The organism is Komagataeibacter diospyri, assembly GCF_043995075.1.
Taxonomy (GTDB): Bacteria; Pseudomonadota; Alphaproteobacteria; order Acetobacterales; family Acetobacteraceae; genus Komagataeibacter; species Komagataeibacter diospyri.
This window is the reverse complement of the sequence record NZ_CP171836.1, coordinates 424,191-448,558: the sequence shown is the minus strand read 5'-3', so window position 1 is coordinate 448,558 and position 24,368 is coordinate 424,191. Positions and strand designations below refer to the sequence as shown.

The 24,368-nt window shown below is 57.7% G+C and carries 19 protein-coding genes and 1 pseudogene; 8 read left to right on the top strand and 12 right to left on the bottom strand.

The features are described from left to right. Positions 1-36: 36 nt before the first annotated feature. The 4 genes from phoU to pstC are packed head-to-tail and all read right to left on the bottom strand — an operon-like array spanning position 37 to position 3,429. Positions 37-732 (bottom strand): phosphate signaling complex protein PhoU, encoded by a 696-nt coding sequence (gene phoU / locus ACE2AA_RS02060; protein ID WP_162851910.1) that lies wholly within the window; start codon positions 730-732, stop codon positions 37-39. 17 nt (positions 733-749) lie between these two features. Further along, positions 750-1,547, bottom strand: a complete 798-nt coding sequence (gene pstB / locus ACE2AA_RS02055) for a phosphate ABC transporter ATP-binding protein PstB (protein WP_141299683.1) — start codon at positions 1,545-1,547, stop codon at positions 750-752. Then, entirely contained in the window at positions 1,544-2,443 is a 900-nt protein-coding gene (gene pstA / locus ACE2AA_RS02050) for a phosphate ABC transporter permease PstA (RefSeq protein WP_141259584.1), read from the bottom strand. Before pstA ends, pstB begins: the two co-directional genes overlap by 4 nt. Positions 2,444-2,451: 8 nt before the next feature. Then, the gene (gene pstC, locus ACE2AA_RS02045; protein ID WP_141259583.1) at positions 2,452-3,429 is read right to left on the bottom strand and encodes a phosphate ABC transporter permease subunit PstC; all 978 of its coding nucleotides are present in this window, start codon (positions 3,427-3,429) and stop codon (positions 2,452-2,454) included. Positions 3,430-3,682: 253 nt separating this feature from the next. On the opposite strand from pstC, the gene ACE2AA_RS02040 reads away from it, so the two are divergent. Together ACE2AA_RS02040 and ACE2AA_RS02035 are read left to right on the top strand one after the other, a co-directional pair. After that, positions 3,683-3,910, top strand: a complete 228-nt coding sequence (locus ACE2AA_RS02040; protein ID WP_141259582.1) for a hypothetical protein — start codon at positions 3,683-3,685, stop codon at positions 3,908-3,910. Between the two features lie 151 nt (positions 3,911-4,061). Beyond that, positions 4,062-5,417, top strand: a complete 1,356-nt coding sequence (locus tag ACE2AA_RS02035) for an inorganic phosphate transporter (RefSeq protein ID WP_141259581.1) — start codon at positions 4,062-4,064, stop codon at positions 5,415-5,417. 131 nt (positions 5,418-5,548) lie between these two features. Here ACE2AA_RS02035 and ACE2AA_RS02030 read toward each other — a convergent pair. From ACE2AA_RS02030 to ACE2AA_RS02015, 4 genes and pseudogenes are all read right to left on the bottom strand, one after another. After that, positions 5,549-6,301, bottom strand: a pseudogene (locus ACE2AA_RS02030) (IS5 family transposase). Positions 6,302-6,519: 218 nt separating this feature from the next. Continuing rightward, a complete protein-coding gene (ppk2, locus tag ACE2AA_RS02025; protein ID WP_141259606.1) occupies positions 6,520-7,443 on the bottom strand; it encodes a polyphosphate kinase 2 in 924 nt (307 codons plus the stop codon). A 39-nt stretch (positions 7,444-7,482) separates the two neighbouring features. Continuing rightward, a complete protein-coding gene (locus tag ACE2AA_RS02020; RefSeq protein ID WP_162515704.1) occupies positions 7,483-7,647 on the bottom strand; it encodes a hypothetical protein in 165 nt (54 codons plus the stop codon). 273 nt (positions 7,648-7,920) lie between these two features. Beyond that, positions 7,921-8,856 (bottom strand): AEC family transporter, encoded by a 936-nt coding sequence (locus ACE2AA_RS02015; protein ID WP_395370918.1) that lies wholly within the window; start codon positions 8,854-8,856, stop codon positions 7,921-7,923. A 281-nt stretch (positions 8,857-9,137) separates the two neighbouring features. Between ACE2AA_RS02015 and bfr the strand changes: the two genes are divergently transcribed. After that, positions 9,138-9,626, top strand: coding sequence for a bacterioferritin (gene bfr, locus ACE2AA_RS02010; protein ID WP_141259578.1), 489 nt, complete (start codon positions 9,138-9,140; stop codon positions 9,624-9,626). Positions 9,627-9,702: 76 nt separating this feature from the next. Here the strand turns inward: bfr and ACE2AA_RS02005 are convergent, their stop codons facing one another. Further along, a complete protein-coding gene (locus tag ACE2AA_RS02005) occupies positions 9,703-10,359 on the bottom strand; it encodes a TetR/AcrR family transcriptional regulator (RefSeq protein ID WP_395370917.1) in 657 nt (218 codons plus the stop codon). Positions 10,360-10,756: 397 nt separating this feature from the next. Between ACE2AA_RS02005 and ACE2AA_RS02000 the strand changes: the two genes are divergently transcribed. From ACE2AA_RS02000 to ACE2AA_RS01980, 5 genes are all read left to right on the top strand, one after another. Further along, positions 10,757-11,743: an HlyD family secretion protein gene (locus ACE2AA_RS02000; protein ID WP_395370915.1), complete on the top strand. Its 987-nt coding sequence runs from the start codon at positions 10,757-10,759 to the stop codon at positions 11,741-11,743. Then, positions 11,740-14,508 (top strand): ribosome-associated ATPase/putative transporter RbbA, encoded by a 2,769-nt coding sequence (rbbA, locus tag ACE2AA_RS01995; RefSeq protein WP_395370913.1) that lies wholly within the window; start codon positions 11,740-11,742, stop codon positions 14,506-14,508. Before ACE2AA_RS02000 ends, rbbA begins: the two co-directional genes overlap by 4 nt. Positions 14,509-14,512: 4 nt before the next feature. Continuing rightward, the gene (locus ACE2AA_RS01990; protein WP_141299671.1) at positions 14,513-15,640 is read left to right on the top strand and encodes an ABC transporter permease; all 1,128 of its coding nucleotides are present in this window, start codon (positions 14,513-14,515) and stop codon (positions 15,638-15,640) included. Continuing rightward, positions 15,640-17,076, top strand: a complete 1,437-nt coding sequence (locus tag ACE2AA_RS01985; protein WP_162853791.1) for a TolC family protein — start codon at positions 15,640-15,642, stop codon at positions 17,074-17,076. Before ACE2AA_RS01990 ends, ACE2AA_RS01985 begins: the two co-directional genes overlap by 1 nt. 736 nt (positions 17,077-17,812) lie before the next feature. After that, positions 17,813-18,460, top strand: coding sequence for a TetR/AcrR family transcriptional regulator (locus ACE2AA_RS01980; RefSeq protein WP_141259574.1), 648 nt, complete (start codon positions 17,813-17,815; stop codon positions 18,458-18,460). Between the two features lie 35 nt (positions 18,461-18,495). On the opposite strand, the gene ACE2AA_RS01975 is transcribed toward ACE2AA_RS01980, so the two are convergent. The 3 genes from ACE2AA_RS01975 to ACE2AA_RS01965 form a co-directional block, all read right to left on the bottom strand. Beyond that, the gene (locus ACE2AA_RS01975; RefSeq protein ID WP_141259573.1) at positions 18,496-19,776 is read right to left on the bottom strand and encodes an NAD(P)/FAD-dependent oxidoreductase; all 1,281 of its coding nucleotides are present in this window, start codon (positions 19,774-19,776) and stop codon (positions 18,496-18,498) included. A 205-nt stretch (positions 19,777-19,981) separates the two neighbouring features. Continuing rightward, positions 19,982-21,493 carry an aldehyde dehydrogenase family protein gene (locus ACE2AA_RS01970; RefSeq protein ID WP_141259572.1) on the bottom strand — a complete coding sequence of 504 codons (1,512 nt, stop codon included), beginning with the start codon at positions 21,491-21,493 and terminating at the stop codon, positions 19,982-19,984. Between the two features lie 1,030 nt (positions 21,494-22,523). Then, the gene (locus ACE2AA_RS01965; protein WP_395370909.1) at positions 22,524-24,314 is read right to left on the bottom strand and encodes an alginate export family protein; all 1,791 of its coding nucleotides are present in this window, start codon (positions 24,312-24,314) and stop codon (positions 22,524-22,526) included. Positions 24,315-24,368 lie beyond the last annotated feature (54 nt).

Genomic DNA, 24,368 nt, shown 5'->3' with positions numbered 1-24,368 from the left:
CACCCGCAGGCAGCAAGGCGACGGCAGGTATGGTTTTCAGTCAAACGTTTTTCCACGCGGCCGTATGATCGGAAGTATATTGCCAGTTACGGCATAATACACACGTTCTGAAATATTCGTGGCATGGTCGCCAATACGCTCAAGGTTCTTGGCAATGAACAGCAGATGGGCGCATGGGCCAATATTGCGCGGGTCTTCCATCATGTAGGTTACCAGTTCACGGAACAGGGAGACATACAGTTCATCCACAGCCGTGTCCGAATGCCAGACAATACGCGCCAGTTCCGGGTCACGCTGGTCCATCGCATCAATGGTGCGCCGCAGGTTTTCCTGCACCAGACGCCCCATGCTGTGCAATCCCGTCAGCGAAATAGGACATGACAGCAGTTCGTTACGCATGGCGCGGCGCGCGATGGAAGCGGCGCAATCCCCGATACGTTCAAGATCACCCGAGATTTTCAGCGCAACCACGACCTCCCGCAGATCGCCCGCCATGGGTGCGCGCAGCGCCAGCAGGCGAATGACCAGCGCCTCGGTCTCGCGTTCCAGTTCATCAACCTGCGGATCCATTTCGGGCGCGTCCAGGGCCGCGTCCTCATCATGTTCGACCACGGCGGTAATGGCCTGCGCCACCTGCCGTTCCACCAGGCCACCCATCTTGTTCACCAGCGAACGGAGCTGTTCCAGTTCCTGTTCATAGCTCTGGACAGTATGTACGGATTCATGTGGCATTATTACTGCTTTCGCTCTCAGCCGAAGCGGCCGGTAATATAATCCTGGGTACGCTTGGCATGGGGGGCGGTGAACATCTTGTCCGCCGTGTCCACCTCCACCAGTTCGCCCATATAGAAAAACGCGACACGGTCCGCGCATCGTGCCGCCTGCTGCAGGTTATGCGTGACGATGGCGATGGAGAATTCCTGTTTCAGTTCATCCAGCAGTTCCTCGATACGCGCGGTGGAAATCGGATCGAGCGCACTCGTTGGTTCATCCAGCAGGATGACCTCGGGCCGTGTCGCAATGGTGCGCGCGATGCACAGGCGCTGCTGCTGCCCGCCCGACAGGGCGGCGGCAGAAGCATTGAGCCGGTCCTTGACCTCGTTCCACAGCGCCACGCGCCGCAGCACGCCTTCGACGCGCTGGTCCATGTCCGTGCGCGACAGGCGTTCATGCAGCCGTACGCCAAAGGCGATGTTGTCATAAATGGACATGGGAAACGGCGTGGGTTTCTGGAACACCATGCCAATGCGCGAACGCAGCACGTTCACATCCAGACCGGGGGAGAGGATATTGCGCCCGTCAAACAGTACTTCCCCCGTCGCGCGCTGACCGGGATAGAGGTCATACATGCGGTTGAGAATACGCAGCAGCGTTGATTTGCCACAGCCCGACGGCCCGATCATGCCCGTGACCTGATGGACCGGGAAATCAAGCGAGATCTCCTTCAGCGCATGATTGCTGCCGTACCAGAAATTCAGGTTGCGTATCGCCAGCGCCGGCAGGATCGTGTCGCGGCCCGTCGTGTCATCCATGATGATTTTGTTCATTGTTGTGCAGATCCGTTACGCGTTAGCCACCAGCGGGCGAGGATGTTCGTTGCAAGCACCGCGACAGTAATCAGCAATGCCCCGGTCCATGCCATCTGCACCCAGTCATCATAGGCCGAACCGGCGTACTGGTAGATCGTAACCGGCAGGCTGGCCATTGGTGCGTTGAGGTTGGTGGACCAGTTCAGATTGCCAAGGGAGGTAAAAAGCAGGGGCGCCGTCTCACCCGATATCCGTGCCAGTGCCAGCAGGATACCGGTCATGATGCCGCCACGTGCCGAACGCAGGCAGACATTCAGGATCACCCGCCAGCCCGGCGCACCCAGCGCATAGGCAGCTTCACGCATGGCACGGGGGACGAGGCGCAGCATATCCTCGGTCGTACGGACAACGATGGGAATGAACAGGACCGCCAGCGCCAGCGTGCCCGCCATGCCCGAAAAATGCCCAGCCGGTTCCACGATGATCAGGTAGATGAACAGCCCGACCAGAATGGATGGCACCGACAGCAGCATGTCGGATACGAACCGGACCAAGGATACAATCCGCCCATCCTGACTGAATTCCGAAAGATAGATCCCCGCCATCATGCCGATCGGCGTGCCGATCAGGGCGGCAAGGCCGGTCTGTTCGCAACTGCCGATAATGGCGTTCGCCAGACCGCCGCCCGTGCCGGGGGCTGCCGTGCTGTGCAGGAACGTCGGCAGCGACAGCCCCCCTGCCCCACGCGTTATCAGTGTCCATAAAATCGAGAACAGCAGGAACAGTACGACAACCGTCGCCATGTTGCACAGCAGGCTGACAAACCGTTCAACCAGCCTGCGCCGTACGGCCTGCGCACCGCCGCGCTGCCACCCACCGGCATCAGTGGATTGTGATTGGGGAGCCGACATCATGGACTTCCTCAATTTGACGTGCCGCGCTGCAGGAAGATGCGCGAACAGGCCAGGGTAATGAATGAAATGATCATAAGGATCGCCCCAAGGGCCAGCAGGGCGGACAGTTTCAGGCTGCCTGCCGAACTTTCGGGAAATTCCAGCGCGATCAGCGATGCAATGGTATTGCCTGGCGCAAACAGCGACCAGCCCATGCGGTTGCTGTTGCCAATGACGAAGGTTACGGCCATCGTCTCACCCAATGCACGCCCGGTGCCCAGCATGATGCCGCCCATGACCGCCTGCCGCGACCACGGCAGCACCACCTGGCGCATCACTTCCCACCGTGTGGCACCAAGGCCAAAGGCACTTTCCTTCAGCACGGCGGGAATGGAGACGAATACGTCCGTCATGACCGAACAGATGAAGGGTGTAATCATGATCGCAAGGATCAGCCCGCCACTCAGCAGCCCGGTGCCATAGGGCGCGCCACGGAACAGCAGGCCGATACCGGGCACGTGGCCCAGGTAATGCGTGACCACGGGTTCAATGTAATGGGCCATGAACGGCACCACGATGAAAAAACCCCACATGCCAAATATGATGGAGGGCACGGCAGCCAGAAGCTGCACGGCGGTTTCAATAAACCGCGCCAGCGCGGGGGGCGCCATTTCCACCAGCCAGAAAGCCACGCCAAATGCAAACGGCACGGCAAAGACAAGGGCGATCAGGGTCGTGACCAGAGTGCCAAAAATTGAAGTCGCGGCACCAAAATGGTTTGAAATCGGGTTCCATGCCGTGCTGGTGATGAAGCCGGGACCAAAGGCGGAAAATGCCCGCCATCCCCCACTGACCAGCACAATGACAATGCCGGCCATGACCAGCAGGATGAACCATCCGGCCAGCCGGGCGATCATGCCAAAAACCAGATCGCCAAACCGCCCGCGCGCATTCGTATCCATTGCGACACCATCGCGGGCCGTAATGGTGGATGGAAGTTCCATCATGTAATTCCTGATGTGTATGACACAACAGCAGCACTAGGCCCCCATGGCACACTGTTGCAATAATAACCTGATCTGTTTTGTATGAAGTTTTTATGACACCAGGAATTACATGAACCCCGCATGTATATTTTCACGTGTCATAGAAAGTTCATCTATTTCTGGTTGCCCGCGCATCTGAACTACTGCATAGCACCCGCATCGGGATGACGTTGATATACCATCCCCAAAAGGAAAACAGGCAGGAAGCAGCCTTATGTTTGAATCCAGCGTTATCGAAATCGATGGCATCTTTGTTGGCATCGTTTTTCACAACGGTCCCGATGAACCCTATAAATTCCGGGCCATGCATGAACGCGTAACGCAGATGGACGGGGACATCCTGCCCACGTTCGAAGCCGCCGTGGCACAGGCTCGCACCCGGTTCCGGCTGGGTCGCACCAAGGCCCCGCGCGCCATGGAAACCACGCGCCTGCGGGCCTGAAAACCCCGACCACCCTACATGGGGTGCTGGCAGCACGCCTGTAATTCAGGTCAGAATATGAATATTATATTAAAACGCTACAGTACATCTTATATTTTAATTTGTTTTTATTTATGGTGCGCATAACAGTAACTTACTGGTGTATTGTTTCATGCTCCACTTCGCGCCATATTCGGCTTTTTCCATCATAGCACTGGTCATATGCTTTGCGCTTGTCTGCATCTTTGAATTCGTAAACGGCTTCCATGATACGGCCAATGCCGTCGCGACCGTCATCTATACCAGATCACTCAAACCCCGCACCGCCGTCATCTGGTCGGGGTGCATGAATTTTGTCGGCGTGCTGCTGGGCGGGATCAGCGTGGCCTACGGGCTGGTTGAACTGCTACCTGCGGACGTCCTTTCCCCCCCCAACGGCGACCCGGCCGTGCCGATGCTGATTTCGCTGTTTGGCACGGCACTGGCATGGAACCTGTTTACATGGTGGTTCGGGATACCGAACTCCAGTTCCCACTGCGTCATTGGCGCGTTGATCGGGATCGCCATCGGGGATGCCCTGCTGCATACACGCGACCTGGGTAACAGCGTTGACTGGTCACAGATCTGGAAAATCCTGCGCGCTCTGGCCATTTCTCCCCTGCTGGGGCTGATTGGCGCGGGTGGGCTGTATTTCATTATCAAGCACCTTGTCCATGATCCCGAACTGTACCAGCCGCCGCAGGGTGACAGGCCGACACGTGGCTGGGTCCGTGGCCTGCTTATCCTGACCTGCACCGGCGTCAGCTTTTCCCACGGCAGCAATGACGGACAGAAAAGCATTGGCCTGATCATGCTGACCATTATCGGCATTCTGCCGGCAACCTTTGCCCTGGCCCCTGACAGCGCGCCGCATATTCCCCATATCGCGGAATATGCCACCAGTGCGGCACCGCTGATTGAACAGTATGACCATGACGGCCTGCGTGATGAAGCCATTGCCGCAGTGGGCCGTCTGTCCCGGACCAGGGCGGATGATGTTGTCCCCTCCGTCCTGCGGGCGGACATGTATGAAGTCGTCGCCGGCCTGAAAGCCGTGTCAGCCAATCCTGCCGCCTCGACCCACGAACGGGCACAGGCCAAGGTGCTGGGCAACCAGATGCGCCCGGTGGTGGAATACGCACCGTGGTGGGTGCGCCTGCTCAGCGCGCTGTGCCTGGGTATTGGCACCATGATCGGTTACAAGCGGATCGTGCATACGCTGGGTGAAAAGATCGGCAATACGCACCTGACGCCAGCGCAGGGAGCTTCAGCCGAACTGGTCGGCGCGGGCCTGATCGCAACCGCAGGCTATACCGGCCTGCCGGTCAGCACGACACATATCATTACTGCCGGTATCGCGGGCACCATGCTGGGGTCCGGTTCGGGTATCAATCGTGGCATGCTGGTCAAGATTGCACTGGCATGGGTATGCACCCTGCCAGTCACCATCACGATCGCAGCCGGGCTGTTCTATATCCTCAATGCCTGATCCTGCCTGACATCGGCAAAAAAGAACCGGGGCTGCATGGTATGCAGTCCCGGTTTTTTACATCAGCAACAGGAAAAAAACCTGTAATCCTTCACAACATTTCCATAAAATTTTCTGGGGCCAGTTGGGAATTACCGTGAATTGATGATTGCGGCGGCGAGATGGTTCATGGCTGCAAATGATCTGTCTGCCTTGTCGCTCCGCATGGCGATGCGCTTGAGCGCCTTGAGCCTGCAGAAGAAGTTCTCAATGAGATGGCACGCTTTGAACAGGGCCCCAACGAACGGGCGTCTGTCGAGACGGTTCGAGCGCTGGGGAATGACCACGCAGGCGCCTTGCGCGCGGATGGCATACACGATCCAGTGAACATCAAGCGCCCTGTCAGCAGGAAGCCTCCTGAAATCCGTCGGTTGGAGACGGGGCGCAACCCCGACCGTGTCGTAATGCTGGCCGGGAATGAGGGTAAAGCGGAGCAGATTACCCAGGGCATCAGTCATGGCGATGATCTTCGTTGACCATCCCGTTACACTGCGTCTGATCCCCTTTTTCCGGTCCCCCTTTTGCCCCTTGCCTGTGCCGGTGAATCCGGATCACCGTACCGTCGTACCATCGCATATTCCATATCGGTATCGCCAGAGACGGCTTCGGAAATTCGCTGAAAAACCCCGGCCTTCGTCCAGTCGCTGTAGCGCGGGTAAACCGGATTCCAGTGTCCGAAATACAGGCGGCAGGTCCCGCCATGGACTGCCCGGCCGGGCGATCCATAAGACCGCTTCGATAAAGAGGCGGTTATCCTTCCTGCTGCGTCCCCGATCCGTCTTCTTTCCAAGACACAGGGGCACCATCTTCGCCCATTGGGCATCCGTCAATACAAAGCGATCCATACAGGCTTTGAAACACATTAAGGCGTTTTGAAAAGATAATTCCCAACAGTCCCTGTAAGACAACCCGCAATCATAAGATTTTTTTGGTGAAGCCTTTTGAAAAAATCTTAAGAAAATGCCGCCTTAAAAAAGGCGGCACCCAAAAACCTTTATTATTTTATCAAAATGTTATTTCTAAACAGTTTTTATCTGTTTTGAATTAATATCTTTTTCTGCCCTCAATATTTTTGCGGCACAATCATACTGTCGGGTACAGGCTGACGAATATAATCGGGGCTGTAAACCCGCTCGGGCAGCCGTACTTCGGGCTTGCTTACATCATGATAGGGTACCTGTGACAGTAGGTGACTTATACAGTTAAGGCGCGCCTTCTTCTTGTCATCAGCCGGAACGATCCACCACGGTGCTTCGTCAATATTTGAACGTTCCAGCATGATTTCCTTGGCCAGCGTATAGGATTCCCACCGCCGCCTGCTTTCCAGATCCATGGGGCTGAGTTTCCACTGCTTCAGCGGATCTTCCATACGGGCGCGGAAACGCAGTTCCTGTTCATCATCAGAAATGGAAAACCAGTATTTGATAATCTGTATCCCGCTACGCACCAGCATGCGTTCAAATTCGGGAACAGAGCGGAAAAATTCCTCATATTCATCGTCGGTGCAGAAGTTCATGACCCGCTCGACGCCCGCACGGTTATACCAACTGCGGTCAAACAGCACGATTTCCCCCGCCGCCGGCAGATGACTGACGTAACGCTGGAAATACCACTGTGTGCGCTCCCGATCGTTAGGGGCCGGCAGTGCCGCGACACGGCATATGCGCGGGTTCAGCCGCTGGGTAATGCGCTTGATGACACCCCCTTTGCCTGCCGCGTCCCGTCCTTCACAGATCACCACAACCCTGTGCCCGGTTTCCTTGACCCAATCCTGCAGCTTGACCAGTTCCCCCTGCAGGGACAGCAGTTCACGGAAATACGCCCGTCTGAAATCAGGCGTACCATTGTCCTTGTCCGAACCAAGGCGGGCGTCATCCAGTTCAAGTTCTATTTCTTCATCAATATCGTCCAGAACTTCCTCACGCAGGCGGTTCCGTTCCCATGATGCATTGTCACTGCCGGGACGTTCGGTCATGTCGGTGGTCATCTCCATCTGGTTTCCTGATAATGAAAGGAAGGGAGAACATCAGAATTCGTCATGAATATAGGCTTCGTCTTCTTCCATCATTTCAGGTGGGATGGAAGGCTGCACCTGCCTTGCCTGCCCCCGTGTGTCTTTCCACACCAGAACAAGCGCAGGCCGCCATTCTTCATGGATGTGCGGCGACTTCGGTTCGGAATCCTGTTTCATGATGTCCATTCCTGTCCAGACGCCTATTCAGTTGATAGGCATGGAAAGGTATAGGACAGCACACGATGCATAATATGAATATTTGGTGAAATTGCTTTTTAAAAAAAGGGAATTGAAAAAAACAATAAGTAATATTTTTATATTATAATTACAGAAACAATACAAAAATCATAAAGAAGTTTTTGTTGAAATTTTCCCCAAAAGCTTCAGGAAACGCCACCTTGAAAAAAAGCGGAACCCAAAAATATTTTATTTTCAGCCTTCTGGCTATTCTTATCCCACACAGGCAATGAATAGTGCCATCGTCAGCACCGACACCACGGCGCTGAGAAACAGGGTCGATGCCGCCTCCTGCTCATCCGTCCCGAAACGCACCGCAAGGATGACTACAACCGTCCCCACCGGAATGGACAGGGCCAGCACGGCAGTACGGATCACTTCATGCGGCAGGCCCAGCATGCTCAGCAGCAACCATGACATGACGGGAATGACAATATTACGCACGGCAACAGTGACCACCACCGGCAGCGTCACTGCAACCCGCTGCAGGAACAGGACGATCCCGGATGCGAACAGCCCCACCCCGGCCGCTGCATTGCCCAGCAGTTCCCCTGACCTGAGCAACGGCCCAGGCAGATGGATACCCGATACGACCAGAAGCGTCGCGACAATCGGGGCCCAGACAATCGGTTCCCTGCACGCTGCGATGATCTGTGGCACAAGCCGGGCCTGTTCAGGCGATGCAGCATGGGTACTTTTGGCCAGCATGACCATACATACCGGCGTCTGGACCAGAACCATGGCGAACACGGCGGCCGAAATTGCTACCGACGTACTTGCATGCCCTACCAGTACCGGCAGCATGGCTGACCCGATGAAGGGCACCGACGGCGCCCCCATGGCCAATCCCTGCAGGGCGGATGCCGCCGCGTCACGCCGGAACACATAGTGCGACAGGACATACGCCACGCCGAAACTGCCGCACATGATTCCGAAAACCGACGCTGCCAGCGGCAACTGCCCCGCAAGAATGGTGCGCGGCATGCCCGCAATACCCACAAACAGATTGAGGGGAAAGGCATAGAGCATGACCATCCGGTTCAGGACGGAAACCTGCTCCCCATTGAAATCACGGTGCCATCCGGCACGGTAGCCCAACAGGAAAACCACGACGAGGGGCAACATGGCGGTAATAATGGTCGAGAGCATACAGCTTGATTACCCCGTGGCTTACGGATGGATGCAGCAGAAAAAAACAGGCATGAGTGATGAGAGGGCTCGCGACGCGGCACGAATGGCCCCGACAGTGGCACAGGCCACTGCCCATGAGGAAAAGGTACGACAACAGGTGGATAAAAACGTATATCTCATTATTTGCGAATAAGAATTATCATTATTAATGCGCTGATATATAATAATTTTTTATTTACAACCTCCCATTAAATCCAATATATCCGATCCTGCCATAATTTATCATAGCGAGTCACGCCATGCCGATCAAAGATCCCAAGGTGATCGAACACCTGAACACCCAGCTTACGAACGAGCTGACGGCCATCAATCAGTATTACCTGCACGCCCGCACACTGCGCCACTGGGGCGTTACCCTGCTGGGCAAGAAGGAATATGAAGAATCGATCGAGGAAATGCGCCACGCCGACTGGCTGATCGAGCGCATCCTGTATCTGGGTGGCCTGCCCAACGTGCAGCGCTACAACCAGATCCTGGTGGGGCAGGATGTGGAGGAAATCCTCAAATGCGACCTGAAGCTTGAAGAAAAGGCCATTGGCGACCTGCGCGAAGGCATCGCCTATTGCGAAAGCGTGCGCGATTTTGTCTCCCGCGACCTGTTCCTCAAGATCCTGGTCAACGAGGAAGAGCACGAGGACTTCCTCGACCGTCAGTTCGACCTGATCCGTCAGGTGGGGATCGAGAAATATATCCAGCTCAACTCCGCCCCTGCCCCCGATCAGGAATAAGCAGGCATCGGGCCACGTTCCGCCTCTCGGCCGGACGTGGCCTGACGTTTTTGTCCCTGTCTCCCTGCCACCACTTCTACTGCGGGCAGGCACGCGCACCGTTCAGGAACAGTTCCACCGCCTGATCGATATGGCGGCGCATGGCGTCATCCAGTCTGACCGTAATCAGGCCCAGAACAGCCTGCTGGAACGGGTACTGGATCACGGCGGCCGTCAGGTAATCCGCCGCAAACCCGATATCATCGATCTCGATTTCCCCGTTTTTCACGCCTTCATGCAGGGCGTGGCCGATCAACTGCGCCGCCCTGCGGGCGCCATGGGAATGGATATTGCGGGCAAGCGCCGGAAACTGCCGGCTTTCCGCTGAAACCACGCGGTACATCCCCACGCTGCGATCCGTCAGCAGCCAGTCCAGCAGCAACGTGCAGACTGAAACCAGCCGAGAGCGGATATTTCCGTTCGCCGGCATCAGCAATGCCAGCGCATCCAGCCGGATATCAATAGTCGTGCTGACCACGGCTTCAAACAGCAGGGGCTTGCTGCGATATCGCGCATAAAGGGTGCGTTTTGTAACGCCCGCCGCCTCCGCCACCATGTCCATGCTGGTACCCCGGAACCCAAGGTCGAAGAACAGCCGGACAGCTTCCTCCAGAATCCTTTCGGACAGCGTCGCCGCCTCCGCGACGGACGGGCGGCCCATGCGGGCAGACCTGGGGCGTTCCTTGTCTGGCATCCTGTTGCTGCCTTCCTTGTGACTCTGTGTCCGGTCCTGCATGCAGGCGACCTGTTTCCGTGGACTGTCTGCACATAACGCACACATGACATATGCCGAAACATAAAATATACCGGTAGGGATATTTTACGGGTTGCTTTCTTTTTTGAAATTAAAATACACTTATACGTATACATATTCAGGAACGTCCATGCTGGCCTTCCCCACCCGGTGGCAGAACGTGATTTTTAGTCGGGAAAGTTCAGATATCCGCCTCTGGATCAATGCATGACCCTGCATTCCCATCGAATATACACCCCAACGGCAGGATGGCCTGCGTTGACCTTGAGGAAAGTTGCATGATCGCGTCATTTCATTTTCACACGACCTGCGCCGGACAGCATGAAGGCCCGGCAGCATGAAGTGGCGTGACGCGGCGATTGGCGCGGGGGTTGCTGTAATCGTGGCGGCCGGCGGGGCCGGATGGTATGTGGTCCAGCACCGTGGTGACCTGCCTGCGGGCCTTGCGCGCGCCAACGGCCGTCTGGAACTGGCGCGCATTGACGTGGCGGTCAAGTATCCCGGCCGCATCACGGAACTGGATTTCCACGAAGGCGATACAGTCGCCAGCGGCCAGGTTCTGGCCCGCGAGGATGACACCACCGCCCGCGCGCAGCTGGATGCGGCGCGCGCGCGCCTGCGTGCGGCACAGGCCGATGTCGCACGCGCGGGGGCCGAACGCGACGCCCGCGTGTCGGCCCAGCACCTTGCACAGCTTGACCTTGACCATGCCCGCACCATGTTCCGCCAGCATCTGGTATCCGACATGGAACTGTCGCAGCACCAGACAAACCTTGATACCGCAACATCCGCGGCCGATGCGGCGGGCCGGGCCGTGGACGCCGCACAGGCCGCAGTTGACGCAGCACAGGCGCAGGTCACGGAAGCGGCCTCCAGCGCCGATGACATGACCATCCGCGCGCCCGTGGCTGGCCGGATCGAATACCGTATCGTGGAAAAGGGCGCCGTACTGCCCGGTGGCGGTCGCGTGGCTTCCCTTCTTGACCCCACGGACATGTATCTGACCATTTTCTTCCCCTCGCAGCAGGCCGGACGGCTGCGTGTGGGCGATCAGGCGCGTATCGCACTTGACGCACTGCACCAGCAGGTGATCCCGGCCACGATCTCCTTCATCTCGCCCGAAGCGCAGTTCACACCGAAATATGTCGAAACCGCCACCGAGCGTGACAAGCTTGTCTATCGTGTGAAGCTGCGCGTCTCCCCCGAAACGGCCCGACATTATGGCGACGTGCTGAAATCGGGCATGACGGGTGATGGCTACGTGCGTACCGATCCGTCCATTCGCTGGCCCGCAACACTTGATGTGGCCGATGCCCCGCAATGAGCGCCGATACCCCGCATAACCCGGCGGGCATCACCATAACGGGGGTTACCCACCGCTATGGCGCGGTCACGGCACTGGACAATGTGACGCTGGACCTGCCTGCCGGGACCACCATTGGCCTTGTCGGGCCGGATGGGGTAGGCAAATCCACCCTGCTGGGCCTGATCGCCGGGGTGCGCAAGCTGCAGTCGGGCACGGTGTCGGTATTGGGATCGGATATGGGCGACCGCCGCGCGCGTGAGGCATTCCTGCCGCGCGTCGCTTTCATGCCGCAGGGGTTGGGCCGCAACCTGTATCCCACGCTGTCGGTGTGGGAAAACATCGATTTCTTCGCCCGCCTGTTCGGTATGGATGCGCAGGCGCGTGACGCACGCATACAGCGACTGCTGGATGCCACGGGTCTGGCCCCTTTTCCCGATCGGGCCGCTGGCCACCTGTCGGGCGGCATGAAGCAGAAGGTCAGCCTGTGCTGCGCGCTGGTGCATGACCCGGACCTGCTGATCCTGGATGAACCGACCACGGGCGTCGATCCGCTGTCACGCCAGCAGTTCTGGACACTGGTGGACCAGTTGCGCAGGGAACGGCCGTCCATGTCAGTCATCGTGTCCACTGCGTATATGGATGAAGCGGAGCGGTTTGCATGGCTGGTGGCCATGGATGACGGCAAGATCCTGATCAGTGACCGGACCCATAACGTGCTGGAACGCACGCATACCACATCGCTGGAAGATGCCTACATATCGCTGCTGCCGGACACCCGGCGCCAGCAGGCCAGCGGCTTTGTCATCCCGCCCTATGCCAGTCCCGGCGGCCCCCCCGCCATCGAGGCCGAGCACCTGACCCGCCGCTTTGGCAGTTTCACGGCGGTAAGCGACGTCAGCTTCACCATCAGCCGGGGCGAAATTTTCGGCTTCCTCGGCTCCAACGGCTGCGGCAAGTCCACTACCATGAAGATGCTGACCGGCCTGCTGGACGTAACCAGCGGCACGGCAAAGCTGTTTGGCGAACAGATCACGGCAGGCGACATGAAGACCCGCATGCGCATCGGGTACATGTCGCAGGCGTTTTCGCTGTATGAAGAACTGACCGTGCGGCAGAATCTCATGCTTCAGGCACGGCTGTACCGCATGCCTGCAGACAGGGCCGCGCAATGTGTCGAACAATCGCTTGATGCGTTTGAGCTGCGCAACTGCGCCGATGTCAGCCCCGCTTCCCTGCCGCTGGGAATCCGCCAGCGCCTGCAACTGGCGGCGGCGTGCATCAACAATCCCGAAATCCTGATCCTTGACGAACCGACTTCCGGCGTGGACCCGGCCGCACGCGACATGTTCTGGCGACACCTGATCCGCCTGTCGCGTGAAGGGCATGTGACGATTTTCGTATCCACCCACTTCATGAATGAAGCAGCGCGATGCGACCGGATATCGCTCATGCACCGGGGACACGTGCTGGCGGTCGGCACGCCGGCCGAACTGGTACAGAAACGCAAGGCGCCCGGTCTGGAAGCCGCCTTCATCGCCTATCTGGAAGATGCCGAGGCGGCAACCGACGCACAGGCGCCACCCGTCAAACCCGCAACGCCCGCACATACATGGTGGCATGGCGTCAGCAAAATGCTGGCCACCCGCTTTGGCAGGCTGGGCGGCAGCTGGCTGCCACGGGCATGGGCCTTTGCCCGGCGTGAAGCGGTTGAACTGCTGCGCGACCGGCTGCGCCTGACCTTCGCGCTGATCGGGCCGCTGATCCTTCTGGTGGTGGCCGCATCCAGCATTTCGTTCGATGTGGAAGGGATCGGCTTTACCGTCAGTGACCATGACCGGACCACCATCAGTCGTGAACTGATCGACAGTTTCCGTGGCTCGGCCTATTTCCATGAACGTGCGCCCGTGGCGGACGCCAATGCGCTGGACCGCGCCATCCGCAATGGCCGTGTCCAGCTGGCGCTGGATATTCCCCCCGGTTTCGCCCGTGACATGGAAGCGGGGCACAGGCCGGAAGTTGGTGTGATAATCGATGGCGCGGTGCCATTCCTTGCAGCCAATGTGCGCGCCTATGTCACTGGCGTGCTGGGGGGATATGCGGCAACGCTGGGTCGTGAACTGCCGCAGGGGCCGACGGCCCCCATCACCATCGAGCCGCGCTTTTCCTACAATCAGGAATTCCGCAGCATCTACGCCATGACCCCCGGCGTCATCATGCTCGCGCTGATCCTGATCCCGACCATGCTGACCGCCCTGGGCGTGGTGCGGGAAAAGGAAGTGGGGTCTATCGTCAACCTCTACGCCTCCCCCGCATCGGTCGGGCAGTACCTGATGGGCAAGCAGGCGCCATATGTGGCGCTGGCGACGATCAGCTATTTCATGCTGGTGGCGGTGGCCGTGATTATCATGGGGGTGCCACTGAAGGGATCGCTGCTGGCGCTGACGGTGGGCGGTATCCTGTTCGTGCTGTCAGCCACGGGCCTGGGGCTGCTGATCTCGACCTTTGTCAGTTCACAGGTCGCGGCCATTTTCGGCACATCCATCATCTGCCTGATCCCGGCGGTCAATTTTTCCGGGCTGCTTTATCCCGCCTCCACCCTTACGGGTGTCAGCCGTATCGTGGGGCTGGGCTTTCCCGCGTCATGGTACCAGCTGATCAGTCTTGGCTGCTTTACCAAGGGGCTGGGGACCAGCAGCTTCTGGCCCATGTACATTGCACTGGCCGCCTTCGGGTCTGTCTATATGCTGGCGGCCCGTCTGCTGCTGAAAAAACAGGAAGCATGACGGCATGATGCGCTGGCTGGTCAATGTTGGTCTTCTGTGCGGCAAGGAACTGCGCAGCCTGATGCACGATCGCGTACTGCTGGGGCTGATCGTGTTCGCGTTTACCGCAGGCGTGCTGCTGGTGGCCGACGGGGTAAAGGTGGAAGTCTCCAACGCCACGATCGCCTTCATCGATGAGGACAATTCTGCCCTGTCACGCCGGATACGCGATGCGGTGCTGCCCCCCTATTTCAAGCCCCCGGTGCTGGTGGACCGCACGCAGGCCCTGCATGGCATGGATGAAGGCGATTATATTTTCGTTGTCGACATCCCGCCCCGGTTCGAGGCGGACGTGAAAGCCGGGCGCACACCCGTCATACAGTTGCGGGTGGACGCCACCGCCATGACACAGGCGGGGCTGGGAACGGAATACCTGAACGAAATCATGCTGGGGGAAGTCAACGACATGCTGCATGTGCCGGCACTGGTGGACCAGATCCCCTTTACCGCGCCCAGCCGCATCCGCTTCAACCCCAACAGTGAATCGAAGTGGTTTACCTCGGTCATGCAGATCGTGACCAACATCACCATCCTGTCCATCGTGCTGGTGGGGGCAGCGGTCATACGCGAACGCGAACATGGCACGCTGGAACACCTGCTGGTCATGCCCGTCACGGCCAGCGAGATCGCGGTAGCCAAGATTGTCACCAACGGACTGGTCATCTTCGTGGCGGCCATCGTGTCACTGTGGCTGGTGGTACATGTCTGGCTGGGGGTGCCGCTGGCGGGATCAATCATGCTGTTTGCCGCGTGTTCGCTGCTGTACCTGTTTTCGGCCACGGCGCTGGGCATCATGCTGGCGACGGTTGCCCCCACCATGCCGCAGTTTGGACTGCTGGTGGTGCCGGTCTATGCGGTGGCTTACCTGCTGTCGGGGGCCGCGACACCGGTGGAAAGCATGCCCGCTGCCATGCAGGTGGTGGTGCGCTTCCTGCCCACCACGCAGTTCGTCAACCTGTCACAGGCCATCCTGTACCGTGACGCGGGGCTGGGCGCGATCATCCAGCCACTGCTGACCGTAACCGTGACGGGAATTGTATTTCTTGTATTTGCGCTCGCGCGCTTCAGATCCATGTTGGCAAGGCAGGAATAATGAAGAACAGATTGGCACGGGTCGCCTGCATGGGGGGCGTTGCAATGGCCGTGGGGCTGGCGGGATGTTCGCCATTCCGCACGCGTGTACCGGCGTCACATGTCACGGTGCCCGGACAGTTTTCGCAAACGCCCACAACCACGCTACCGGCCACCGACCTTACACGCTGGTGGGAAGCATGGCATGACCCGGCCCTGGTGCAGGCGGTGGATACGGCCCTTGCCGCCAGCCCCGATATCCGCATCGCGCGTGACCGCGTGCTGGAGGCCCGTGCGATGCACACGGTCGCCAGATCCGCTCTGTACCCCACCGTGGGGGCGACGGGGAACATGATGGGGGGCGGCATGTACTGGCGCAATCCCAGCACCCTGCCCACCAGCAATGATCCCGGCACCGACGGGCATCTGGCAGGCATTGGCGCATCATGGGAACCCGACCTGTTCGGCGGTCGCCATGCGGATGTAAAGGCCGCGAAAGCTGGCATGAAGGCGGAAGAAGAATATTTCCACGGCGTGCAGATGGTCATTGCTGCCGACGCCGCCAATGACTACCTGCAGGCGCAGGGACTGCAACGCCAGATCGCGCTGACAGACCGCAGCATTGGCATGCTTGAACAACTGCGCCGGTATGGTCAGGCCCGTTTCACTGCCGGTCAGGCAACGGCGGCGGATGTGACGGGCGTTGACCAGAAACTGTCTGGCCTGAAGGCGCGCAGGCCGGTGCTGGTCGCACGCCTTGACCTTGTGCGCAGGCGTCTGGCCGTGCTGTCGGGACAGTTACCCGAAGGACTGCCTTCCCTTACACCGCCACCCGCCTATTACGTGCCTGCACCACCAGCGGGGCAGATGCCCGATACGGTGCTGGAACGCCGCCCCGACATCCGTGCACGACGCGATCAGGTGGATGCGGCGCTCAACCGGCTCAAAAGCGCCAAGACCGACCTGCTGCCCCGCTTCGGGCTGGAATTCTTCGGTGGGGACGGACGGCTGCGCTTTGACGGCATTCCCGGCCTGTCGGGCACGGGCGGCCTGATTGCGCTGACCACCTACCTGCCAATCTTTACCGCCAACCGCATACAGGCGCGCATACACGCGGCCAGCGCACGGCTTGATGCCGCGGTCGCGGGATATGACAACAGCATCCTGCACGCACTGGCGGAAGTTGAAGACGGTTACGAAAACCGCCTCAGCCTTGATGGACGCGATACCGACCTGACCCGCGCACAGCATCAGGCTGAACAGGTCGCCCATGACATGATGGGGCTTTACACCGGGGGGCAGCGTACCTTTGGCGATGTGCTGAGCGCACGCATGGCAGCACTTGATGCACAGGCCAGCGTGCTGGACAATCAGGACTCCCGCACATCCGCCACCATACAGCTTGCCCGCGCGCTGGGCGGTGGCTGGCAGCCGGAAAGCGTGGAAGTACACAAATGACATGAGGACGCTTCATGATCCTGTCTGGTTATGAAACGCCGTTCGGGAAGGGAACGCGGGATATGTTCCATATGGATGCGCCCCCATAATCCGTAGCAATAATGCCGATCAGATGCATCAGAACGGGGCATATCGCGTATTGTAGAGATTGCCCGATGACACCCACGGATCCTGGCATGGCATGATGATCGGCCGTCGACCTGCTGGTCTCATGCCCTGTGGGTAATGGATGACGTCCACCACATTATCGTTCACTATATACAGGACATGGGCCGTCTGCCCCTGCCCCGGCAGTATCGGGACATCAATCATATAACCGTACAGGTTGCAGCAGATGTCACCAGAACGAAGCCTGCACCGGATATAACCAGCAAACGGGTCAGCACGGCTTTTAATATCCCGCAGGTAATACGGCCTGCCCCAACAGGGCAAAAAAGACAGATACGTGCCTGCCATGCCTTGGCCTGTTATACACGACTGACGCATTTCGTGTCCTGTTCCCATACCGGGTCACAGGCGGGCACGAATATGGACGGGATATCGCATATCAGCCGATGGCCATGTCATTCGTGTCCGTGGCTCGACATGCTCTGATACTCGTGGCAGAACGCATTACCTGTCAATGTTGCCACTGTGCTGGCGACAAAGGCCCGTGCTGGGCATGAACCACCATTTTCTCGCGTCTTGAATGTTCACGATGCGCTGCTGCATGATGACCCGGACAAGAGGAGATTGAATGAAGCCCGTTGCCCCGACCATTTCCCCCAAACCGGGTTTACGTGAACGCAAGCAGGCACGCGCGCGCACCACCCTGATTGCCGAGGCAATGCGGCTGTTTTCTGCCCAGGGGTATGACCAGACCACGGTGGACGAAATTGCCGACGCGGCCGAAGTCTCACGCCGTACCCTGTTCCGTATGTTCGAGACAAAGGGCGATATCGTACTGGCATGGACACGGGGCATGACACAGACGCTGAATGATGCCCTGGCTACCTGCCCGGCCGACATGCACCCGGCGGATGCCATGATGCATGCCTTTACCTCGCTGGTACCCCGGATCGCTGCGAACCGGCAGGATACCTATGCTTTTGTCTATCTGATTGAAAAGACGCCTTCGCTGCAGACAGTCAGCTTGCAGAAATATGGCAAGTGGGAGGACTGTCTGGCGGAAGGGCTGGCGAAACGGATAACCGAACGCAAGAACCGCCGGATGGCCGCACGCCTTATGGCGCGTGGCGGGATCGCCATTTTCCGTACGGCGCTGGATGAATGGATCCGGCTGAAAGGGCGGCCCGCGCTGGTGCCGCTTTTGCAGAAAACATACGAATTGCAGGCATCACTCTGGCCCACCCATGAAGATGGCGGGCCAGAAAGCGCTGCCTGACACAGCAGGCAGCAGTAAATCTAAGCCCTGGTGCGTCAGTCCAGACGCACGGACGGACGGACAAATACATCCAGCCAGTCCACAAGGCAGGACATCAGACCACGGAACGTGCCGTAGATTTCGAACTGGTGCTGGCGATACAGCATCAGGTGAACCATCCGCGCGCTGATCCCCCGCAGCCAGCCACCGCCGAATACCTTGCCACCGGGGAATGTGCCCCAGCCATTGTAATCACCCAGCGCCACAACCGCGCCCTTGTTATGGAACGCAAATGCGGGCATCGGGCGGCCATTGATCCACGCCGGCATGTAACGGGCCAGGTGATGGGCCTGCTGGCGGGCGGCCTGCGCGGTGGGGGCGACGGGTTTTTCCGCGATGAAGGCACAATCGCCCATGGCGAAAATGCTGTCATCTTCGATCAGCTGCAGTGTCGGCCGGACTTCAAGCTGGCCGGAGCGCGACAGTTTCAGTTCACCGAATTTGCGCGTGACATCAGGTGCCTTGACCCCTGCCGCCCATACGCGCAGCGTCGCGGGAATGCGCGTGCCGTCCTTGAGCAAGAAGCCTTTTTCATCCGCGCCACTGACCATGGCTGAGGTTTTTACACTCACGCCGATCTTCTCAAGTTCCTTCTGCGCCGCGGCAGACACGGCCTCGGGGAAAGCTGGCAGGATGCGGGGACCTGCTTCAAGCAGGGTAATGTTCAGCTTGGGCGGCTTCTTGCCAAAGCTGTAGAGCGAGGCGAGATCAAGCGCCTTGTGCAGTTCGGCTGCAAGCTGCGTGCCGGTGGCGCCGCCACCCACAATGGCGATATCAAGCTGTTCGTTATTACCGAAAGCCTTGAGCAGTTCCATACGGAAACGATCGTTGAAACCGTTGGCATCCACCAGGTTGTCAATGAACAGGCAATGCTCGGCCACGCCGGGGGTGCCGAAATCATTGGCGCGGCTGCCGATCGACAGCACCAGCGCATCATATTCCAGCTTGCGCTCATCCAGGATCACCTCGCCCGTAGGCTCTACAACCGGAGCAAGGGTAATGGTCTTGGCCTTGCGGTCCATGCCCGCGATTTCGCCGGGCCAGAATTCAAAATGATGGCGACTGGCCTGCGACAGGAAGCTGATGCGGTCGTTTTCGTTGGCGGCCGTGCCCGCTGCAAAGCAGTGGAGCATCGGTTTCCACACATGGGCGAAGCTCTTGTCGACCAGCGTGATTTCCGCACGGCCCGACTTGCCGATTGAATCACCCAGCCGGGTTGCCAGCGCCAGACCGGCAACGCCGCCCCCAACAATTACGACCCGAAACTTTTGTGCCATCCTATGCCTCTTTTTTACTTCTGCCGCACAGTGTCCCGGTCCCGTGGGAAAAACCCTGTCGCATATCCTGAAATACCGAAAAACTGCCTTGTGCCGGACCCTGCGCGCATGGCCCGGGCAATATGCTGCGGCGGCCGACCCGGTAAACCAGCCCGACCGCCGCGCCATGCCTTGTGGGCTACGGGGTTTTCACCCCATCAGCTGATCAGAAGAAGCCGCGCTTCTTGTCGCTGTAGCTGACCAGCATGTTCTTGGTCTGCTGGTAGTGTTCAAGCACCATCTTGTGGGTTTCACGGCCGATGCCGGACTTCTTGTATCCGCCGAACGCCGCATGTGCGGGATAGACGTGATAGCAGTTGACCCACACGCGACCGGCTTCCAGTCCGCGACCCATACGGTAGCAGGTGTTGGCGTCACGGCTCCACACACCCGAGCCGAGGCCGAAGGGCGTGTCGTTGGCGATGGCCAGCGCTTCTTCTTCCGTCTTGAAGGTCGTCACGGCCAGAACCGGGCCAAAGATCTCTTCCTGGAAGATACGCATCTTGTTGTTGCCCTTGAACACGGTCGGCTGCACATAGCACCCGTTGTTCAGGTCACCACCAAGATCCGGACGACCGCCACCGACCAGCAGCTCGGCGCCTTCACCCTTGCCGATGTCAATGTAGGACAGGATCTTTTCCTGATGCCCGTGCGAATTCTGCGCGCCCATCATGGTGTTGGGATCAAGCGGGTTGCCCTGACGGATCGCCTTGATGCGGGGAAGCGCACGTTCGATGAACTTCTCATAGATTGATTCATGAACCAGCGCACGGCTGGGGCACGAACAGATCTGGCCCTGGTTAAGGGCGAACATCGTGAAGCCTTCGATCGCCTTGTCCAGGTAATCGTCATCATGGTCCATGATGTCGGCGAAGAAGATGTTCGGCGACTTGCCACCCAGTTCCAGGGTTGCCGGGATCAGGTGTTCGGCAGCGGCATGCGCGATCATCTTGCCGGTCGGGGTGGAACCGGTGAAGGCGATCTTTGCAATACGGTCGCTGTTGGACAGGGCGGCACCCACGTCCTTGCCAAGACCGTTGACGATGTTCAGCGTTCCGGGCGGGAACAGGTCACCGATCAGTTCCATCAGCACCAGCATGGAAGCAGGCGTGCTTTCGGCAGGCTTCATGACCACGCAGTTACCGGCGACCAGTGCGGGGGCCAGCTTCCACGAACCCATGAGCAGCGGGAAGTTCCACGGAATGATCTGGGCCACGACGCCCAGCGGCTCATGGAAATGATAGGCGATGGTGGTGGCGTCGATCTCGCTCAGCGTGCCTTCCTGGGCGCGGATGCAGCCAGCGAAGTAACGGAAATGATCGATCGCCAGCGGGATGTCGGCGGTCATGGTTTCACGGATGGGCTTGCCGTTGTCCCATGTCTCGGCCCGGGCAAGCAGGTCGAGGTTCTTTTCCATGATATCGGCTGCCTTGAGCAGGATCAGCGCGCGGTCAGCGGGGGCCATGTGCGCCCAGCCAGCCTTGGCCTTGTGCGCGGCATCAAGTGCCAGTTCCACATCGGCTGCGGTGGAAGCGGGTACTTCACACAGCACGCGGCCATCAACGGGGGAGGTATTGGTCAGGTAATGACCATCAACCGGGGCTACCCACTTGCCACCGATGTAGTTGCCATAGCGGGCTTTGAACGGGGGGGCTGCTGATATACTATCTGACGGCATGGAAATATTACTCCAGAAAATTATTTTAAATCAGGAAACACTAAAGGGAATGCGTATGGTTATTTATTAAATCCCTGCGGCCATCCTGATTTTTACACTAAACCCAAAACATAGGCATGGATCTGGTCTGGATGACTGTCCAGTTCGCACGGCGATCATTTCGTGTGAACATGATCCCCCTTCAAACCGGACCGCCTTCTGGCCACACCCCGGTAGTTGCCGGGGCACCATCTATATTCATCGATATATAGACACAGCCGCAACCGCAAGCCGAAAACAGGTAACGTAACCGTGAGGTATGCATCTGGTGCCATAAGCACCACGGTGTAAGTCGTTATATATCAGTATGTTATTACGTATACGGATGGGGAAATATTTAATTTTATGTGCTTATTGTCTGAATCGGGACATGACGCCGCATGCCGTGACAAGACACCGGGTGACACGGATCTGCCATCAGTCCGGCATGGTACGGGAAAGCGTTCCCCGCAGGCCGGTCGGTTCAATATGCCGAAGCGATTACTGACACAATTGCAATAAACCTATAACGTAATGGCATGCAGGATTACCCACATAATGGATGGATTTTATTCATAATGCGTTTAAAAATTGTTTGAAAATAAAATTCCGGGTGTCAAATTTTTCAAGAAGATAGCGTTTTCTGAAGCTTTTTTAAAAAAAGCTTCACCAGAAACCTCATTATTTACAGGCTGCCTCACCAATTCGGACACGTATCCGAAAAATGTGTCGTTATGTCAATATTTAAACAGGCTATCTGTTACTGATAACAGATCTTCAAATGCAATAAATCCGAAAAATACCGCGCAGAACACATAAAAAATATTAATACTGGAATTACCGTCACAATAATTCGCAATATATTGCTATTTGTTGATATATTATGATTTATTATCATAAATTTATTCAGAGTCCTACAATAATATTAATACGAATGCCATTTTTTATTACATAAATATGGTAAATAGTTCCAGAGATCTTCCATATCTTTCACGTATTTTACCGGCCACCATCAGAACCGGAATACAAAATTTGACTGGTAATACGTACCACTGGAACCGCCCGCCGTATTAAGGGCATGCGACGTCATGAAACGGGATGCATATTGCGTCCATGACACATGCGTATTGATCTGCCAGGCAATCGATACCTGTGGCGCCATGCCGATAAACCTGCCACGGAAATTGCCTGAAAACTTGTAATTTCCCGATGATTTGTAAATGGGGTCATTCACGCTATCACGCCAGAACAATGGATACTTGAACTGGATGCTGACAGACCTGAATGGCGTAATACGGACCAATGGCGCAAAACTGATCAGATTGGACGCTGTCATGTATGTTGTCGTGTCAAGGTAATTGGTCTGCGGATTGAAGGGCGAAATATAGGTGCCAACCGTGCCGGTCCGGTCAGTTGAATTGCCGCCCGAATACACATCTGTCTGGATCCCGGCAAATGTATTCAACGTCTTTTCTGAAAAACGGTAACCCACTGATGAATTGATGGCATAGGCACTGACATTGCGCGCGAGTGTCGTTCCGGCCGGACGGAATACGCCACCCTGCCAGATGCCGCCCACCGAAAATTCGATCGGTCCCGCCACGCCATGCCAGCGTGCGCCAAAATTATTACGTGTATTGGATCCCTTGACCGAACTGTCACCCGGCCCCGCAATCGCACCGGCCGCGCCATTCAGCTTGTAGCCGATATAAAAAGCATCAACGAAGGAATATCCCTTCTGCCCCATGAAGGTGAAGTCAGGGGGCGCCCATGTCGTGTTGAAACCATACAGTCGCGAAGCATAGTTTTCCGTATCGTGAAACATCTTGTTTTCGCTGTCATATGTCTGCACGAAATCCCAGCCATCGATACGAACGCGCTTCCACACCATGTAACCCCGGAACCCATCCCATGACAGCGGCACGTTTGGTGTCTCACGCGCGTACAGCATGTAGGATGGCGCATCGAGGAACTGCTGCCGTCCGAACATGAAGCCGCTCCTGGCGCCAAGCATGTTCCATCGCACCTCGACAAAGGCCTGTTGCGCGTCCAGACGCTTGCGATAGGTCGAACCATAACCGTAACCGCCCCAGCCGGCGGCATCCGCATTCACCAGTTGACCGAAAAAACGCAGGTGCGAACCGATATGCAGGTCCGCACCATACAGGTTGCGTACGGCAAAACGACCGGAATCATTAGGCTTCTGCGTGCCCAACTGGGGACGGGTTTCAAACCAGTTGCGCAGGCGGGTTTCCCCCGAAAAACTGATCCATACATTTCCGCTGCGGGTCAGCGGGATGTATTTCAGCACATCAAAGGGATCATTATGGTTTTTCCTGCCGCGCAGATTGCTCCAGTCCTCGGCCCACGGTGCTACACCATAAGTCCCGACCGGGCCAAACCCTGCGGATTCCCCGTTTCCCCGGTTAAATACGCCCCAGTCATACTGATGGCCATTCTTGCGGTTTTCCGCACCACTCATACGCAGGGGCTGCCCCACCGGGTTGGCATGCGGGTAAACCTGTATCGGGGGGCGTCGCCCGATACGGACAACCACGTTTTCAGGTTGCGATTGTGATGCCTGTCCTGACGGGACGCCTGTCCCTGTCGTGCTGACGGAAACGGGGGTGGCGGCATGCGCCCCCTGTCCCATGGTGACAATCCCTGCGGGCAGGCTGAGCAGCATGACCAGAACATGAAAATCGGTGGCTTTCCTGCCTCCCTGTACGGAATACGGGTCTATGCCGCCCTTGCGGATGCAACGGTAGCGAACGGTCGTGGCGGAATTCGGGAATGGCAACATTGTCACATACCACTTCGCTATATGCAGGGTGTCACGGTTTGTTAAGCACTTAAT

Coding starts and splice junctions, on each gene's coding strand:
- phoU (WP_162851910.1), bottom strand. CDS start 732: ATGCCACATGAATCCGTACATACTGTCCAGAGCTATGAACAGGAACTG.
- pstB (WP_141299683.1), bottom strand. CDS start 1,547: ATGAACAAAATCATCATGGATGACACGACGGGCCGCGACACGATCCTG.
- pstA (WP_141259584.1), bottom strand. CDS start 2,443: ATGATGTCGGCTCCCCAATCACAATCCACTGATGCCGGTGGGTGGCAG.
- pstC (WP_141259583.1), bottom strand. CDS start 3,429: ATGATGGAACTTCCATCCACCATTACGGCCCGCGATGGTGTCGCAATG.
- ACE2AA_RS02040 (WP_141259582.1), top strand. CDS start 3,683: ATGTTTGAATCCAGCGTTATCGAAATCGATGGCATCTTTGTTGGCATC.
- ACE2AA_RS02035 (WP_141259581.1), top strand. CDS start 4,062: ATGCTCCACTTCGCGCCATATTCGGCTTTTTCCATCATAGCACTGGTC.
- ppk2 (WP_141259606.1), bottom strand. CDS start 7,443: ATGACCACCGACATGACCGAACGTCCCGGCAGTGACAATGCATCATGG.
- ACE2AA_RS02020 (WP_162515704.1), bottom strand. CDS start 7,647: ATGAAACAGGATTCCGAACCGAAGTCGCCGCACATCCATGAAGAATGG.
- ACE2AA_RS02015 (WP_395370918.1), bottom strand. CDS start 8,856: ATGCTCTCGACCATTATTACCGCCATGTTGCCCCTCGTCGTGGTTTTC.
- bfr (WP_141259578.1), top strand. CDS start 9,138: ATGCCGATCAAAGATCCCAAGGTGATCGAACACCTGAACACCCAGCTT.
- ACE2AA_RS02005 (WP_395370917.1), bottom strand. CDS start 10,359: ATGCCAGACAAGGAACGCCCCAGGTCTGCCCGCATGGGCCGCCCGTCC.
- ACE2AA_RS02000 (WP_395370915.1), top strand. CDS start 10,757: ATGAAGTGGCGTGACGCGGCGATTGGCGCGGGGGTTGCTGTAATCGTG.
- rbbA (WP_395370913.1), top strand. CDS start 11,740: ATGAGCGCCGATACCCCGCATAACCCGGCGGGCATCACCATAACGGGG.
- ACE2AA_RS01990 (WP_141299671.1), top strand. CDS start 14,513: ATGATGCGCTGGCTGGTCAATGTTGGTCTTCTGTGCGGCAAGGAACTG.
- ACE2AA_RS01985 (WP_162853791.1), top strand. CDS start 15,640: ATGAAGAACAGATTGGCACGGGTCGCCTGCATGGGGGGCGTTGCAATG.
- ACE2AA_RS01980 (WP_141259574.1), top strand. CDS start 17,813: ATGAAGCCCGTTGCCCCGACCATTTCCCCCAAACCGGGTTTACGTGAA.
- ACE2AA_RS01975 (WP_141259573.1), bottom strand. CDS start 19,776: ATGGCACAAAAGTTTCGGGTCGTAATTGTTGGGGGCGGCGTTGCCGGT.
- ACE2AA_RS01970 (WP_141259572.1), bottom strand. CDS start 21,493: ATGCCGTCAGATAGTATATCAGCAGCCCCCCCGTTCAAAGCCCGCTAT.
- ACE2AA_RS01965 (WP_395370909.1), bottom strand. CDS start 24,314: ATGTTGCCATTCCCGAATTCCGCCACGACCGTTCGCTACCGTTGCATC.